The organism is Microvirga sp. 17 mud 1-3, from assembly GCF_003151255.1.
Taxonomy (GTDB): domain Bacteria; phylum Pseudomonadota; class Alphaproteobacteria; order Rhizobiales; family Beijerinckiaceae; genus Microvirga.
On sequence record NZ_CP029481.1, the window covers coordinates 595765 to 611152 of the forward strand.

The window sequence follows — 15388 nt, forward strand, 5'->3', positions numbered from 1 at the left end:
GGCCGGAGGATCTTGTCGGCCACTTAAGGGCCGATTATCGAGGGAGGCATGAGCATCCGCATCGCCTCCCTCCAGCGCTATCCCGTCAAGGGACTTTCCCCCGAACGGCTGTCTTCCGCGGCCCTGACCCGGGGCAGCTACTTTCCGGGCGATCGGCTCTTCGCCATCGAGAACGGTCCGTCGGGTTTCGACCCTGATGATCCGCAGCATCAGCCGAAGATCAAGTTTCTGATGCTCATGCGCAACGAGTGCCTGGCACGCCTGAAGACCCGGTATCTCGATACGATCACGACCCTCTTCATTGAGGACGGTGGGCGTGAGGTCGCGCGGGGCGATCTCTCGAACCAGCAGGGGCGCCTCGCCATCGAGGCCTTCTTCCGCCGCTTCATGCCGGCGGAGCTGCGCGGTCCGCCCAAAGTACTTTCGGCTCCGGATGGCTTCCGCTTCACGGATTCCCGGCGCGGCTTCGTCTCTCTCATTAACCTCGCCAGCGTTAGGGATCTGGAAGGGGTCGTGGGCGCGCCCGTCGATCCCTTGCGCTTTCGCGGCAATCTTCATCTGGAGGGGCTTGCCCCCTGGGCCGAGCTCGATCTCGTGGGCCAGGTTCTGACAGCGCCGTCGGGGCTTCGCCTGAAGGTGACGAAGCGGATCGAGCGTTGCGCCGCCACTAACGTGGACCCGGAGACCGGGATCCGCGACCTGCAGATCCCCAAGAGCCTCATGGCGGCCTACGGGCATGTCGATTGCGGCGTCTACGCGGAGGTCCTGTCGGACGGCGTCATCGCCGAGGACGACAGCCTCGTGCCCGAGCAGGCGACGCTCGCGCTCTGAAGCGTCCTTCATAGATCAGACCACCAGACACAGCGCCGGACATGAAAAAGGGAGAGCCTGAGGCTCTCCCTTTCGATTCTCGTTCCCGGATCCGGGGCCTTACTCGGCGGCCGGAGTCTCGAAGCTCGGAGCCGTCTCGGCTGCCGCTTCCTCAGTGGTGCGGCGGGTCGTGGTGCGCCGGGTGCGGCGGCGGGGACGGGCGTCCTCGTCGTTGGCGGCTTCCTGCGGCGCCGGTACGGCACTCGCTTCAGGCGCCTCGACAACCGGCGGTGCACTGCGGACCGGGTTGGTCAGGAAGGCCGGGAGGCCTCCCGAATCCTGAGCCTCGGCAGCTTCCTCACGCTGGCGGTCGCGGCGGTAGGGCGCGCGTCCATTGCGTTCCGGGCGCTCGGCCCGCTCCGGACGTTCTGTCCGCTCCGGGCGTTCCGTCCGTTCCTGGCGCTCTGCGCGCTCCGGCCGGTCGAACTCGAGCCGGGGCTGCTCGTCCCGGGCGAAATCCTGGCGGGGCCCACGATCGCGCTGGAAACGCTCGCGCCGTTCGCCGCGATCCTGACGGTCGCCACGGTCCTGGCGCTCTCCACGCTCGCCCCGGTTCTGGCGCTCTTCGCGGTCGAAGCGGGAGGGGCGTTCACGATCGCCGTCCTGGCGCGACTCGAAGGGCTGCGGCTGGGAGCCGAGATCCCCGTCCTCGCCATTGGCGTAGGGCTGGCGGTCATTGGCCGTGAAGCCCTCGTCCTCGCCATCCTCGTCATAGGGACGCTGCTGATAGCCGTACTGCTCGCGCAGCTGCTCCTGGGCGGCTGCGATGATGCGGAAATAGTGCTCCGCATGCTGGAAGTAGTTCTCGGCCGCCACCGGGTCGCCGCTCGCAGTCGCGTCGCGGGCCAGCTGGCTGTATTTCTCGGCGATATGCTGCGCGGTGCCGCGGATTTTCACGTCCGGACCGTTCGATTCATAGCTCCGGGTCAGGGGATTGGGCCCCTTGTTGCCGTTGCGGTTACGACCGCGCATGCGCCTGTTCTGTCCTGGTCTCATTCTGGTCTACGACCCTCGCTGGTTCTTCAAGCCCACGCGATGCAAGCCTATCTCTCACCGAACGGGCTCAAGCCCACCGTTCGCGTGGAAACCGTCTGTCGTTAAGCCATAGCTTTCAAAGCCTTGGCCATCCTTCAGTGTCGGGTTCAAGTGATCGCGCCTGGCTGTTCAAATTGCCCCTGCCTGCGCGATTGATATCGTTTGGTCTCCGGCATTCGCCCGTTGGGGTTTCACCGATTTATGTCGACCGAGGACGATCTCTGAACCCGAATCTAGCGGGTTCCGCCCCGTCCAACAAGCGATATTTCAGTCTTTATCCCCTGCCGGAACGGAAAACGTCCTCCCATGGGATCGTGTCCGTTTCAGGGCAATGCAGCGGGTGTTACCTGATAGATCGTGCGCCAGGCGCAAAGTTTCAAGGCCAGAGGCCGCGGCCAGATGGCTGACTGACTCCCCCTGATCGTAGCCGATCTCGAACACCATCAGGCCATCCGGCGCGAGAAGGCGGTCTGCCTCGCCGAGCAGGACACGGTAGGGTTCGAGACCATCCGGGCCACCGTCGAGGGCAAGGCGTGGATCGTGCTCCCGTACCTCCCGATCGAGGGTTCCGACCACCTCCGAGGCGATATAGGGCGGGTTCGACACCACGAGCTCGAAAGGGCCCTTGAGGCAGTCGGCCCAGTTCCCGACGACGAAAGAGGCCCGGTCTCCGACGCCGTTCGCTCGGGCATTCTCCCGCGCCATCCGGGCCGCTCCTTCGGCAAGATCGACACCGATGCCCCAGGCCCGAGGCAGCTCGTGAAGGAGAGCCGTCAGGATCGCGCCTGAGCCCGTCCCGAAATCGACGATCCGGAGGGGCGCCTGCCGGTCCGGCAGTAGCGCAAGGGCGGTCTCGATGACCGTCTCAGTGTCCGGGCGCGGCACTAGGGTGTCGGCGGACAGGCGGAAGGGCATGCCCCAGAATTCCCGCTCGCCGAGGATCCGCGCCACGGGCTCACGGGCGAGGCGGCGGCGGGCGAAGTCTGCCAGGATTTCGGCCTCCCGCTCGGTCAGGAGCGCCTCGGGCCGCATCACCAGCTCCGCCGGAGAGATACCGAGAGCCGCGAGAAGCAGCAGGCGGGCATCGAGGGCCGGATTCTCGATCCCGCCCTCGGCCAGGCTGTGCCTGAGCCGGGCAAGCGCTTGGGCGCGGGTGATGGAGGCCGGATCAGGCGGGGAGGTCGAATCTCTGCTCATCGCTTTGGGCCGTCATCCCTTCCCTGATTATCTTCGGGGTACGCTGCCGGAGGCATCTACAGGGGGGTTACGCCCGCTCCGGCGAGAGTGCAAACCGTTGCGTATCCTGCCCCGTCATTCCGGGGCCGCGTAAGCGGAGCCCGGGACCCATAACCACCAGCGTCTCAGAATAGAGAACCAGGAGAGCCGCTGCGTCCTATTCGTGAAGCTCAGCGGTTATGGGTTCCGGGCCTGGTCCTCCGGACCATCCCGGAATGACGTTGGGAAAAAGGCTCGTCAGGCCGCCTCGTCCTGGGCGGCGAGTTGGGCCGCCTGGTGCTCGGTCACCAGGGCGTCGATCAGCTCGTCCAGGGCATTGCCGGCCAGGATCTCCTCAAGCCGGTAGAGCGTGAGGTTGATGCGGTGGTCGGTCACGCGCCCCTGCGGAAAGTTGTAGGTGCGGATGCGCTCCGAGCGGTCGCCGGAACCCACCTGGGACTTGCGGTCGGCCGCGCGGGCCGCGTCCTTGGCGGTGCGCTCGGCGTCATAGAGCCGGGCCTTGAGCAGGGCGAGCGCCCGGGCTCGGTTCTTGTGCTGGGAGCGCTCGTCCTGCACGAAAACCACGGTGCCCGTGGGGATATGGGTGATGCGGATGGCCGATTCTGTCTTGTTCACGTGCTGGCCGCCGGCACCCTGAGCCCGCATGGTGTCGATCTTCAGGTCAGCCTCGTTGATCGCGATATCCACATCCTCGGCTTCCGGCAGCACCGCCACGGTGGCCGCGGAGGTATGGATGCGCCCTTGCGTCTCCGTATCGGGCACCCGCTGGACCCGGTGGACGCCGCTCTCGAACTTGAGCCGGGCGAAGACCCCGCGTCCCTTCACCTCGGCCACGACCTCCTTGTAGCCGCCCGCCGTGCCCTCGCTCTCGGACACGATTTCGACCTTCCAGCCCTTCAGGTCAGCATAGCGGGTATACATGCGCAGGAGGTCCCCGGCGAAGAGAGCCGCCTCGTCGCCGCCGGTGCCGGCGCGGATTTCGAGGATGGCGCTCTTCTCGTCCGCCTCGTCCTTGGGCAGCAGCATGAGGCGCAGGCCCTGGGCGGCATTTTCCAGCTCCTCCCGGGCCCGGGGCAGCTCCTCGCCCGCGAGGGCCCGCATCTCAGGGTCGGAATCCTCCAGCATGGCCTCGAGCCCCGAGAGGTTGTCCTCCATGGAGCGGTAGGTTTTGATCGCCGCCACCACGTCGTCGAGTTCGGACAATTCGCGCGAGAGCGACACGATGGTCTCGGCATCGGTCGCGGCATTGAGCGTCGCCGTCACGATGTCGTGACGGGCCAGGATGGCGTCCAGGCGATCAGAGGGAGGCGATATCGACATCAGATCGGAATACCATGACTTTCCGCGAATTCGAGAAGCTTGGGCCGCAACGTATCGCCGCCCCCGCAATGCTCCAGCTCCTCACGGATGAAGGCGCCGAGGCGGCCCGCATCGAGGGCCAGCAGCATGGCCTTCACGGGGCCGATGGCGGCGGGAGACATGGACAGGGACCGGAAGCCGAGGCCGATCAGGGTCATGGCCTCGAGGGGACGTCCGCCGATCTCGCCGCAGACGGTCAGCTGGCAGTCCGTCGAGGCGGCCTCGTCCACCACCATCTTGAGGGCCCGCAGCATGGGCGGGCTCAAGGGGTCGAACCGGTCCGCAACCCGGCGGTTCTCCCGGTCGCTCGCGAAGAGGAACTGCATCAGGTCGTTGGAGCCGATGGACAGGAAATCGGCGACTGCGCAGATCTCCTTGAGCTGGAACAGTAGGGAGGGCACTTCCAGCATGGCCCCGAGCTTCAGGTCGCTCGGCAGGGTATAGCCGTGGCGCGACAGATGGGCCTTTTCCCGCTCGACGATCCGCTTCGCCCGGATGAACTCGTCGCAGGTCGCGATCATCGGGAACATGATCTTCAGGGGATGCCCGCCGGCGGCCTTCAAAAGCGCGCGAATCTGCACCCGCAGCAGGCCCGGCCGGTCGAGCCCGATGCGGATGGCGCGCCAGCCTAAGGCGGGATTCTCCTCCTCGATGGCGTTCATGTAGGGCAGGATCTTGTCGCCGCCGATATCGAGGGTCCGGAAGGTCACCGGCAGGTCGCCCACCGCCGCCACCACGGCGCTGTAGAGGGATTGCTGCTCGGTCGCAGTCGGCATCCGCTCCGCGATCATGAACTGCAGTTCCGTGCGGAACAGGCCGACGCCTTCCGCGCCGGTCTCGGCCAGGTGCGGCAGGTCCACCAGGAGGCCCGCATTGAGCTGCAGGGTGATCGGGACGCCGTCCGTCGTGACGGCCGGCACGTCGCGGAGCTTGAGATACTGCTCCTGCCGGCGGGCACGCAGGCGCGCCTTTTCGGCATAGGCCGCTTCCACGTCCGGAGTAGGACGGATCTGCACCTCGCCGGCCGCCCCGTCCACGATGATGGCGTCGCCCTGCTCGGTGAGCGATGTGGCGTTCGCCACCTCACCCACGGCCGGAATTCCGAGCGCCCTCGCCACGATGGCGATGTGGCTGGTCGGCCCGCCCTCTTCGAGGACGAGGCCGCGCAGGCGCGAGCGGTCGTAATCGAGGAGCGCCGCCGGTCCCATGGAGCGGGCCACGAGGATGGCATTGTCCGGCAGGGAGCCCCGCTCGGCCACAAGATCCCGCCCCACGAGGCGGTGCAGCAGCCGGTTGGCGAGGTCGTCCAGATCGTGGAGGCGCTCGCGCAGATAGGGATCCATCTGGCGCTGCATCCGGGCGCGGTTGTCGGACTGCACCCGCTCCACGGCGGCCTCGGCGGTCAGGCCCGAAATCACGGCCTCGCGCATGCGCCGCAGCCAGCCCTGGTCGTGGGCGAACATGCGGAAGGTTTCCAGCACCTCCCGGTGTTCCCCATGATGAGCCACGTCGCCGCGCTCGATCAGCTCGTCGATGGAGGTGCGGACCTCCGCGATGGCATGTTCGAGGCGCTGCAGCTCCGCCTCGACATTCTCGGCAATTAGGTTCCTGACCACCACCCGGGGCTCATGGGGCACCACGTAGCCGAGGCCGACCCCGTCCGCCAGGGCGGTGCCCTTGGAATGGACCGGCCGGCGCAAGGCGATGCCGGTCTCCACAGGCGCCAGGGCCTGGAGCTCTCCGGCGGCGATCATCTCGGCCAGGACCATGGCGGTGGTCTGGAGGGCCTCGATCTCCTCCTCGGCGTAGATCCGGTGGGTGCGGTTCTGGACGACCAGGACCCCGAGGGTGTTGCCGGCCCGCAGGAGCGGCACGCCCAGGAAGGCGTGGTAGATCTCCTCGCCCGTCTCGGGCTTGTACGAGAAGGCCGGGTGGCTCTGCGCGTCCGACAGGGACAGGGGTTCGGCGGTGGCGGCGATCAGGCCCACGAGGCCCTCGCCGGAGCGCATGGTGGTCCGGTGCACGGCCTCCCGGTTGAGGCCCTCGGTCGCGAACAGCTCCAGCATGCCGTCGCCGCGCATCACGTAGACGGAGCACACTTCCGCCACCATGTTGGCGGCGATCAGGACGACGATCTTGTCGAGGCGGTCCTGGGCCCCCACCGGCTCCGCCATGATCTCGCGGAGGCGGCGCAGCAGAAGGCGCGGACCGCCGGGGGCGCTTGGCATGAGAATTCGAATTCCCGTCCTGGTTGGCCGACGGGCGGTGCCGCCGGCTTCTTATGGTAAGTGTCGCAGCCTCATGGACTGGCCGTCAATCAGGCTTGATCAAGGCCGTATAGCGAGTGGAGCGTGCGCACCGCAAGCTCCGTGTAGGCGGAGTCGATGAGAACCGAGAACTTGATCTCCGAGGTCGTGATGGCCCGGATGTTGATGCCCTTGTCGGCCAAGGCCTTGAAGGCCCGGGCAGCCACGCCCGCGTGGCTGCGCATGCCGACCCCGATGGCCGAGACCTTCACGACGTCCGTGGCACCCTGGAGGTTCTTGAACGCGATCTCTTCCTTGTGCTGGTTCAGCACCGAGCAGGCGCGCTCGTAATCGGCGGCCGGGACCGTGAAGGTGATGTCCGTGGTGGTCGTGTCGTCGGACACCACCTGGATGATCATATCCACGTTGATGTTGGCCTCGGCCAGAGGCACGAAGATGGAGGCCGCGATGCCCGGTTTGTCCGCGACATTCCGCAGCGTGATCTGGGCTTCGTCACGCGAATAGGCAATGCCCGTGACTACCTGCTGTTCCATGATGTCTTCCTCGTCGCAGATGAGGGTGCCGAGCTTCGGGTCGGCGGGATCGTCGAAACTGGAGCGGACATAGGTGGGGACCCGGTGCATCATGGCGAGCTCGACCGAGCGCACCTGGAGCACCTTGGCGCCCAGCGACGCCATTTCCAGCATTTCCTCGTAGGACACCTTGTCCAGGCGGCGCGCCTTGGGGACGATCCGCGGGTCGGTGGTGTAGACGCCGTCCACGTCCGTGTAGATGTCGCAGCGTTCCGCCTGGATCGCGGCCGCGAGGGCCACGGCGCTCGTATCGGAGCCGCCCCGCCCGAGGGTGGTGATGCGCTGAGTCGGCTGATGCAGGCCCTGGAACCCGGAAACCACGGCGACTTCCCGGTCCCGGCCGAAGGCCTGGAGGATTCCGGTCCCGTCGATGGCGGCGATTCGCGCCGAGCCATGGGCGTCCGAGGTCATGATCGGGATCTGCCAGCCCTGCCAGGAGCGGGCCTTCAGGCCCATTTCCTGCAGCGCGATGGCCAGAAGGCCCGAGGTCACCTGCTCGCCGGAGGCGACGACCGCGTCGTATTCGCGGGAATCGTAGAACGCGGAAGCGTCCTTGACCCAGCCCACGAGCTCGTTGGTCTTGCCCGACATGGCCGAGACCACGACGGCCACGTCATAGCCGGCCTCGACCTCGCGTTTGACGTGCCGCGCCACGTTGCGGATGCGTTCAACATTGGCGACGGACGTGCCGCCGAACTTCATGACGAGACGAGGCATGGGATTCATGAGGCCGAGCAGGAGGAGGAACGTGCCTCTCCGCCGGGAGCGGAAGGCGCCCATACATGACTGTGGGGTAGCGCCCTGTCAACGCACCGTTTTGCGATCCTCCCCCTTGCGGGAGAGGGGGAGGGGGCTTAGCGGAGGGGGCTTGGCGGAGAAGGCTTGGCGGAGGTCGCAAAGCCGGAAGGCCTCGGCTATCGTCGATGCGCCTCTCCGTTTCCCTCCGGGGAGGCGAGGGCCGGGAGGGAGCACAGGAGTTTCATGATGCCTGATGGCGCCAGCACCACCATCGACCCGGCCGAGGTCGCCCGCTTCGAGAAGATCGCCGCGACCTGGTGGGACCCCAAGGGGCCCATGAAGGTCCTGCATCGCTTCAATCCGGTCCGCCTGGCCTATATCCGGGACGAGGCCTGCCGCCGGTTCGGCCGCGACCCGCGCTCCGCCCGGTCCCTGGAGGGCCTGAGCATCCTGGATGTGGGCTGCGGCGGTGGCGTGCTCTCCGAGCCCCTGGCCCGGCTCGGGGCCCGGGTGACGGGCCTCGACCCCGCGCCCACCAACGTGTCGGTGGCCCGGCTCCATGCGGAGCGGGCGGGGCTTGCCGTCGATTATCGTAACGAGACGGTCGAGGCGGTGGCAGCCCGTGGCGAGACCTTCGACCTGGTGCTCGCCATGGAGGTGGTGGAGCACGTGGCGGACGTGCAGGCCTTCGTGTCAGCCTGCGGGCAGGCCGTGAAGCCGGGCGGGGCCCTGGTCATGGCGACCCTCAACCGGACCCTGCGCTCCTTCGCGCTCGCCATCGTGGGCGCCGAATACGTGCTCGGCTGGCTGCCCAAGGGCACCCACGAATGGGACCGGTTCGTGACCCCGCAGGAGCTGGAGGACGCTCTCGGCGGAGCGGGCTTCGCGGTCGAGGACCTGACGGGCGTGGCCTATAACCCGCTCACCGGCGCCTGGTCCCTCTCGTCCGACACGGCCGTCAACTACATGCTCATCGCGGCCCGCCGCTGAGGCGCTACCCTCGGCGCGAAGCGCAGGATCAGGAAGCCTGCGATCGCCGACAGGAAGGACCCGGCGAGCACGCCGATCTTGGCGGAATCGACCAGATCGGCCCTGTCCCCGAACGCGAGGGCGTCGATGAAGAGGCTCATGGTGAAGCCGATCCCGCACAGGAGCGCGACCCCGTAGCATTGCAGGCGGGAGGCGCCGGCCGGCATATCCGCGAGGCCCAGGCGCACGGCGAGCCACACGGAGCCGTAGACGCCCACCTGCTTGCCGACGAACAGGCCCAGGGCCACTCCGAGCGGCAGGGATGCCACGAGGGACGACAGGGACAGGCCAGCGAAGGACAGGCCCGCATTGGCAAGGCCAAAGATCGGGATGATCCCGTAGGCGACCCAGGGCTGAAGCCAATGTTCCAGCCGGTGCAGGGGCGAATCCTCGGCCCGCGTCTTCTTGGGCTCGGGCTGGAGCGGAATGGTCAATGCGAGGGCGACGCCCGCGAGGGTCGCGTGGACGCCCGATTTCAGAACGAAGAACCAGAGCAGGGCGCCGACGGCCAGATAGGGCACAAGGGACGTGGTCCCGAACCGGTTGAGAAGAACAAGGACCACGAGGCACAGCGCGGCGAGGCCGAGCATCGGCAGCGCAAGTCCGCTCGTGTAGAACAGCGCGATGATCACGATGGCGCCGAGATCGTCCAGGATGGCGAGTGCCGTCAGGAAGATCTTCAACGAGGCCGGGACCCGCGGCCCTAGAAGGGTCAGCACGCCGAGTGCGAAGGCGATGTCCGTGGCGGCCGGGATCGCCCAGCCGGCCCTCAACGCCGGATCGCTCCAAGTTACGGCCGTGTAGACCAGGGCCGGCACCGCCATGCCGCCGAGGGCCGCAATCCCGGGCAGCACCCGGCGCGGCCAGGTGGAGAGCTGCCCGTCAAGGAATTCGCGCTTGATCTCGAGGCCGACGAGCAGGAAGAACACGGCCATGAGGCCGTCATTGATCCAGTGCAGGACGCTCAGGCCGAGGACATAGGTCTTGAGGATGCCGAAATAGGCTTCGCTCAAGGGAGAATTGGCGATCGCGAGGGCCGCTACCGTCACGCCCATCAGGAGGATGCCGCCCGACGCCTCGCTGTCGAAGAATCTCCGCATCAGCGAGACACGCCGCTTCACCTCTCGTTGACCGTCCATCCGCATCTCCTGTTCGGGTCCCTCCTAGGGTGAAGGGCCCGGGAGGGGAACCCTCATGGACCGGTTTTGCGATGACGAATTCGAGAGGAGCCCAGGATCTGCTCCAGGGTGATGGGGCGGTAATCCCACGCGTCGACGCCCACGTCGAACTGGCGGGTCTGGGGTTTCAGCTTGCCATGCGAGTGGCCGTGCAGGTCGATCCAGCCGCGCCCCATGTTCTTCCAGGTGCGGAAGGCATAATGGCAGAGAACCAGGCCGTAGCCCTCCAGCTGGAGCTCCGCATAGGCCTGCACGCTCGCCCAGTCCTTGGCGGCGAGCGTGTCGGGCCCGTCATTGTTGCCGGTGATCAGATGCTTGCGCCCGTGAAGCCGGGCGAGCAGTTCCTCGATGCGGCCCGGCCTGACGTGCAGCGCAAAGTCACCGAGGTGCCAGATCTCGTCCTGCGGGCCCACGGTCTCGTTCCAGCGCTCGATCAGGGCCTCGTCGTGCTCAGGGATATTCGCGAAGGGCCGCCTGTCGATCCTGAGCACCCGCGGGTCGCCGAAATGGGTGTCGCTGGTGAAGAAGACCGTCACGACGCCGGCGCAGCCGCCTAGTTCCGGTCGTCGGGAACGAGCGGCAGGGGCAGCACGTCGATGCCCTCCTCGATGAGAGCGCGGGCTTCGGCCGGCTCAGCCTCCCCGTAGATCGCGCGCTCCTCGGCCTCGCCGTAATGGATCTTGCGGGCCTCCTCGGCGAAGGCCTTTCCGACATTTTCCGAGTTCTGCATCACATGCTCGCGCACGGCGCGGATCATGGCGCGGATCTGCCGCTCCTTGTCGGACAGCATGGCGACCGCCTGCGGCTCCGGCGCGGAGGGCAGGGCGGCCTTGTCGGTCCGGCCGACGGAGGGCGCCATGATCTGCTTCTCCACCTTGTTCGACTGGCAATAGGGGCAGGTCACGAGGCCGCGCGTGCGCTGCGCCTCATAGGCCTCGCTCGAAGGAAACCAGCTTTCGAATTCGTGGGCCTGGTCGCAGGCCAGAGCGTACTTGATCATGTCCTCTTCAAGATGGGGGCAATGTCATCCTTGTCCAAGAGCGCAAGTCGGGCCTGAATGCAAGCCGAGGAAACGGACCGCTCAGGCATTGGCGGCTCGCCGCTCGGGCGCCGCGGAGACGATCTCCACGCCGAAGGAGCGGGCATTCTTGAGGGTCGGGATGCGCCCGCGCGCATCGGCCACCAAGCCGACATCGATCTCGGCCAGGATCACGCTGGGCTCGGTGCCGGCTTCCGCCAGCACCCGTCCCCACGGGTCCACGATGAGCGAATGCCCGAAGGTCTCGCGCCCGTCCTCATGCATGCCGCCCTGCGCGGCCGAGATCATGAAGGAGCCGGTCTCGATGGCCCGGGCCCGGTGCAGCACGTGCCAATGGGCCTCGCCGGTCTGTTTCGTGAAGCAGGCGGGGGCTGACAGGAATGCGGCGCCGTTCTCGGCGAGAGCCCGGTAAAGGGCCGCGAAGCGCACGTCGTAGCAGATGGTCAGGCCGAGATAGCCCCACGGGGTCTCGGCGAGGACGGCCTTGTCGCCGCCCGTATAGGTGGCCGATTCCCGCCAGCTCTCGCCATTCGGCAGGTCCACATCGAAGAGGTGCACCTTGTCGTAGGAGGTGACGAGCTCGCCGTCCCGGCCGATCAGGAAGGCACGGTTGGCGATCCTGTCGCCCTCTTTTACGGCGATGGAGCCGATCTGGATGACGATGCCGCGCTCCCGGGCCACCTCGCGAAGGGCCGCGAGGGTCGGGTCCCGGTCCTGCGGGCCGACCTTGTCGAAGAGGGCCTTTCGGTCGCGGTCCACCAGGGATGTCATTTCCGGGGTCTGGACGAAATCGGCGCCCTTGCCGGCCGCCTCCCGCACCAGGGCGACGGCCGCGTCGCGGTTGGCCAGGACGTCGCGCCCGGAGCGCATCTGCACGCAGGCGGCGGTGAAGCGGGAAGCGGTCATGGGATTCTCGATCTCCGTCAGGCCTGCAATAAGGCCTCAAGCCGGCCCTTCTCGTCCAGAGCATAAAGATCGTCGCAGCCGCCCACATGGCGCTCGCCGATGAAGATCTGCGGCACGGTGGTGCGCCCGCCGGCCTTCTGGACCATCTCGGCGCGCTTTTCCGGCTCTTCCTCGATATCGATCTCCGTGTAGGCGGCGCCTTTCTCGTCAAGAAGTCGCTTGGCGGCGGCGCAATAGGGGCACCAGCTCTTGGAGTAGATCGTGATCGGGGGCATGGCGGACCTTTCATTGAGGGTGCCCTGCATATAGGTGCCCTTCATGCTTCCGTCACGACCCGCGCGAATGCCAGCACGTCGACCGCGGCGGCGCCGGCGCGCAGGAGCGCTCGCGCGGCCGCATTCGCGGTGGCGCCGGTGGTGAGCACGTCGTCCACGAGCAGGACCCTCCGGCCCTTGAGCCGCGCCCGCGCCCCGGCCGGGACCAGGAAGGCGCCCTGGAGGTTCTCCTGCCGCTGCGCCCGGGTCAGGCCCACCTGCTGCCGGGTCCGCTTCACGCGGGCGAGAAGGAAGGGATCGCAGGGGACGCCGCTCGTCCGGGCGACGACGCTCGCCAGCGCCATGGCCTGGTTGAAGCGCCGCCGCCACAGGCGCCAGCGGTGGAGCGGGACCGGGACGATGATGTCGGCCTCGCCGAGAAGCTCTGCTCCGGCCTGGGCCATCATCCGGCCCATCGCCCGGGCGAGTTCCGGCCGGTCGCTGTATTTGAGCCGGTGCACCAGTGCGCTCGCGGTCCCGTCATAGCGCGCCACCGCCCGGGCGCGCTCGAAGACCGGCGGGTCCGCGATGGCGGCGGGCGAGAGCAGGGGCTGACCCAGATCGACCGGGAACGGGGTGCCGAGCCGCTCGCAATAGGGCCGCGCGATGAAGCCGATCCCGGACCAGCAGGCGGCGCACAGGGCATGAGGCTCTCCCGTCGCGCCGCCGCAGGCGATGCAGGCAGGCGGATAGAGAAGGCCGAGCATCGCCTCCTTCAGGCCGTCCATGGTCCGGCGGCAGGCCGGTCCGGCCCACTGCCGCAGGCGCTTTGCGACATCCGTCATGGGAGAAGACTAGCGGGGCCGGACGGCTGGGCCATCTCTCCGTGCGGAGGGGGCGGGCCGTTTCGGGCCGGCTTGCGATTTCTCTTGGCTCCCGCCGCTTTGCGCGCCATACCGGCGTTCCATGACAGCTCCCCTCGTCTTCGACCGCTCCCTCGTCCGCCGCCGTCTCGCGCGGGCGCTGCGCTCGGGCTACGCGGATTTCCTGCTCGAGCGTGCCGTCGCCGATCTCGACGAGCGGCTGGCCCCAGTGCTGCGCACCTTCCCGCAGGCCCTCGACCTGGGCACGCCCACACCCGCCGCCGCCGCTCTCCTGCGCTCCACGGGCCGGGCCGGGCATGTGCTGCGCGTGGCGCCGGTTCCTGAGACAGGAAGCGTTCTGGGCGACGAGGAGCGGCTGCCGGTCGTGGCCGGGCACTTCGACCTTGCCGTGTCCCTCCTGGCCCTTCAGGGCGTCAACGACCTGCCGGGCGCCCTCGTGCAGATCCGACGCGCCCTCAAGCCCGACGGGCTCTTCCTCGGGGCGCTGCTCGGCGGCGCGACACTGACCGAGCTACGCCAGGCCTTCACCCAGGCCGAGGCGGAGCTGGAGGGAGGCGTCAGCCCTCGGGTGGCGCCCTTTGCGGATGTGCGCGATCTCGGCGGATTGCTGCAGCGGGCGGGCTTCGCGCTGCCGGTGGCGGATTCGGAGATCGTGCGGGTGCGCTACGGCGATCCTTTCGCGCTCATGCGTGACCTGCGCCAGATGGGGCTGACCAATGCCCTCGTTCACCGGCGGAAAACGCCCTTGCGCCGCGCCACGCTCATGCGGGCGGCCGCCCTCTATGCGGAGCGCTTCGCGGATCCCGACGGACGCCTGCCTGCCACCTTCGAGATCGTCTGGCTGACCGGCTGGGCGCCCCATGAGAGCCAGCAGAAACCCCTGCGCCCCGGCTCGGCGAAGATGCGCCTTGCGGATGCGCTCGGCGTGAAGGAGCGGCCGGCCGGGGACGCGCCGAAAGGCTGAGGCACCTCTTCCTTCGGGAAACTCTTGCGGGAAGCGCTTGGGCTCCATGCGTCTCGCCCTATGTCTTTCAGGACGATCCTGGAGCATTGCCCGATGAAGACCCCCGGTCCCGACCACCCGATCACGATCACGCGGAACCCGCACCGGATCCGGGTCATGCTCGGAGGTTTCATCGTGGCCGAGACGACGGAGGCGTTGACCCTGCGGGAGGCGACCCTGGAGCCGGTGCAGTACATTCCGCGCAAGGATGCCCAGATGGATCTGTTCGAGCGGACGGATCATGCCTCACACTGCCCCTACAAGGGCGATGCCGCCTATTTCACCGTCACGGCCGGGGGATTGGTGCGGGAGAACGCGGTCTGGACCTACGAGGAACCCTATCCGGCCGTGAAGGAGATTGCCGGCTATCTGGCCTTCTATCCGGAACGTGTCGACGCCATCGAGGAATTCGAGCGCTGAGGATAGGCCTCAGGCCGTCTCCCGATCCTGCGTATAGGCTGCCAGATCCCGCCGCAGGCCGAGCGCCATCAGCGCCTCGGCCATGATGAACATCGGGCCGATGAAGGCCTGGAACAGGTTGTCCGTGAAGGCGGGCCGCCGGCCCTCATAGGCATGGCCGAGGAATTGCAGGGCCCAGCCGCCGATGAAGAGCACCCAGAACAGGATCCAGACGGCCCCTGACCCGAGATGGGACGTCAGCCAGCCCGCGACCAGCACCATCACGAGCGTCGCCACGGCCATGGCGAGGCCGATCGTGAGGTCGAGGGCGATCCAGCCCGCCACCGCCAGGAGCCCGACGATCCAGGCGCCGGATACCGCGTGTTCCCCCACCGGCAGCCGCCACAGGCTCAGGGCCAGGAGCAGCGAGAACACGATGGCCGGGATTCCGACAAAATGGGTCGCCCGGTTGCGATGGTCCCGGTGGTAGCCAGAATAGGCCTGGAGCTGGCGTTCGAACAGGCTGGCCATGGTCGGCTCCTCTGGTTCCCAATATAATGTAACAGAGAGGCGGGCCAGGAAAAGTCCCCGGGCGGACGCCCGTTGCGCCGCGCAGGCC

Annotated in this window: 16 protein-coding genes; 4 read left to right on the top strand and 12 right to left on the bottom strand. The window is 67.6% G+C overall.

Going from position 1 to position 15388, the window contains the following annotated elements:
• Positions 1-48: 48 nt before the first annotated feature.
• Positions 49-831 carry an MOSC domain-containing protein gene (locus C4E04_RS02710; protein WP_109594717.1) on the top strand — a complete coding sequence of 261 codons (783 nt, stop codon included), beginning with the start codon at positions 49-51 and terminating at the stop codon, positions 829-831.
• Positions 832-930: 99 nt separating this feature from the next.
• On the opposite strand, the gene C4E04_RS02715 is transcribed toward C4E04_RS02710, so the two are convergent.
• The 5 genes from C4E04_RS02715 to C4E04_RS02735 form a co-directional block, all read right to left on the bottom strand.
• On the bottom strand, positions 931-1842 hold the full coding sequence (locus tag C4E04_RS02715; RefSeq protein ID WP_109594719.1) for a DUF4167 domain-containing protein: 912 nt from the start codon (positions 1840-1842) through the stop codon (positions 931-933).
• A gap of 330 nt (positions 1843-2172) precedes the next feature.
• On the bottom strand, positions 2173-3102 hold the full coding sequence (prmC, locus tag C4E04_RS02720; RefSeq protein ID WP_109594721.1) for a peptide chain release factor N(5)-glutamine methyltransferase: 930 nt from the start codon (positions 3100-3102) through the stop codon (positions 2173-2175).
• 276 nt (positions 3103-3378) lie between these two features.
• Positions 3379-4461, bottom strand: coding sequence for a peptide chain release factor 1 (gene prfA / locus C4E04_RS02725; protein ID WP_109594723.1), 1083 nt, complete (start codon positions 4459-4461; stop codon positions 3379-3381).
• A complete protein-coding gene (gene ptsP, locus C4E04_RS02730; protein ID WP_109594725.1) occupies positions 4461-6728 on the bottom strand; it encodes a phosphoenolpyruvate--protein phosphotransferase in 2268 nt (755 codons plus the stop codon). Before ptsP ends, prfA begins: the two co-directional genes overlap by 1 nt.
• A gap of 89 nt (positions 6729-6817) precedes the next feature.
• The gene (locus tag C4E04_RS02735) at positions 6818-8056 is read right to left on the bottom strand and encodes an aspartate kinase (RefSeq protein WP_109600707.1); all 1239 of its coding nucleotides are present in this window, start codon (positions 8054-8056) and stop codon (positions 6818-6820) included.
• Positions 8057-8323: 267 nt separating this feature from the next.
• Between C4E04_RS02735 and ubiG the strand changes: the two genes are divergently transcribed.
• Positions 8324-9067, top strand: a complete 744-nt coding sequence (gene ubiG, locus C4E04_RS02740) for a bifunctional 2-polyprenyl-6-hydroxyphenol methylase/3-demethylubiquinol 3-O-methyltransferase UbiG (RefSeq protein ID WP_109600709.1) — start codon at positions 8324-8326, stop codon at positions 9065-9067.
• On the opposite strand, the gene nhaA is transcribed toward ubiG, so the two are convergent.
• From nhaA to C4E04_RS02770, 6 genes are all read right to left on the bottom strand, one after another.
• Positions 9040-10245, bottom strand: coding sequence for a Na+/H+ antiporter NhaA (gene nhaA, locus C4E04_RS02745; protein ID WP_109594727.1), 1206 nt, complete (start codon positions 10243-10245; stop codon positions 9040-9042). The genes ubiG and nhaA overlap by 28 nt on opposite strands.
• Before the next feature lie 53 nt (positions 10246-10298).
• Positions 10299-10820, bottom strand: coding sequence for a metallophosphoesterase family protein (locus C4E04_RS02750; RefSeq protein WP_109594729.1), 522 nt, complete (start codon positions 10818-10820; stop codon positions 10299-10301).
• Between the two features lie 17 nt (positions 10821-10837).
• Positions 10838-11284, bottom strand: a complete 447-nt coding sequence (locus tag C4E04_RS02755) for a DUF1178 family protein (RefSeq protein WP_109594731.1) — start codon at positions 11282-11284, stop codon at positions 10838-10840.
• An 81-nt stretch (positions 11285-11365) separates the two neighbouring features.
• On the bottom strand, positions 11366-12229 hold the full coding sequence (locus tag C4E04_RS02760) for a carbon-nitrogen hydrolase family protein (protein WP_109594733.1): 864 nt from the start codon (positions 12227-12229) through the stop codon (positions 11366-11368).
• A 17-nt stretch (positions 12230-12246) separates the two neighbouring features.
• Positions 12247-12504 (bottom strand): glutaredoxin 3, encoded by a 258-nt coding sequence (gene grxC, locus C4E04_RS02765; protein WP_109600711.1) that lies wholly within the window; start codon positions 12502-12504, stop codon positions 12247-12249.
• Positions 12505-12545: 41 nt separating this feature from the next.
• Positions 12546-13271 (bottom strand): ComF family protein, encoded by a 726-nt coding sequence (locus C4E04_RS02770; RefSeq protein ID WP_174219312.1) that lies wholly within the window; start codon positions 13269-13271, stop codon positions 12546-12548.
• 178 nt (positions 13272-13449) lie between these two features.
• Here C4E04_RS02770 and C4E04_RS02775 point away from each other — a divergent pair, with 178 nt between their 5' ends.
• Both C4E04_RS02775 and C4E04_RS02780 read left to right on the top strand, forming a co-directional pair.
• Positions 13450-14331, top strand: a complete 882-nt coding sequence (locus C4E04_RS02775; protein ID WP_109594737.1) for a methyltransferase domain-containing protein — start codon at positions 13450-13452, stop codon at positions 14329-14331.
• A 93-nt stretch (positions 14332-14424) separates the two neighbouring features.
• Positions 14425-14790, top strand: a complete 366-nt coding sequence (locus C4E04_RS02780; protein ID WP_109594739.1) for a DUF427 domain-containing protein — start codon at positions 14425-14427, stop codon at positions 14788-14790.
• Between the two features lie 9 nt (positions 14791-14799).
• On the opposite strand, the gene C4E04_RS02785 is transcribed toward C4E04_RS02780, so the two are convergent.
• Positions 14800-15300: a DUF962 domain-containing protein gene (locus C4E04_RS02785; RefSeq protein ID WP_162559248.1), complete on the bottom strand. Its 501-nt coding sequence runs from the start codon at positions 15298-15300 to the stop codon at positions 14800-14802.
• Positions 15301-15388: the final 88 nt, after the last annotated feature.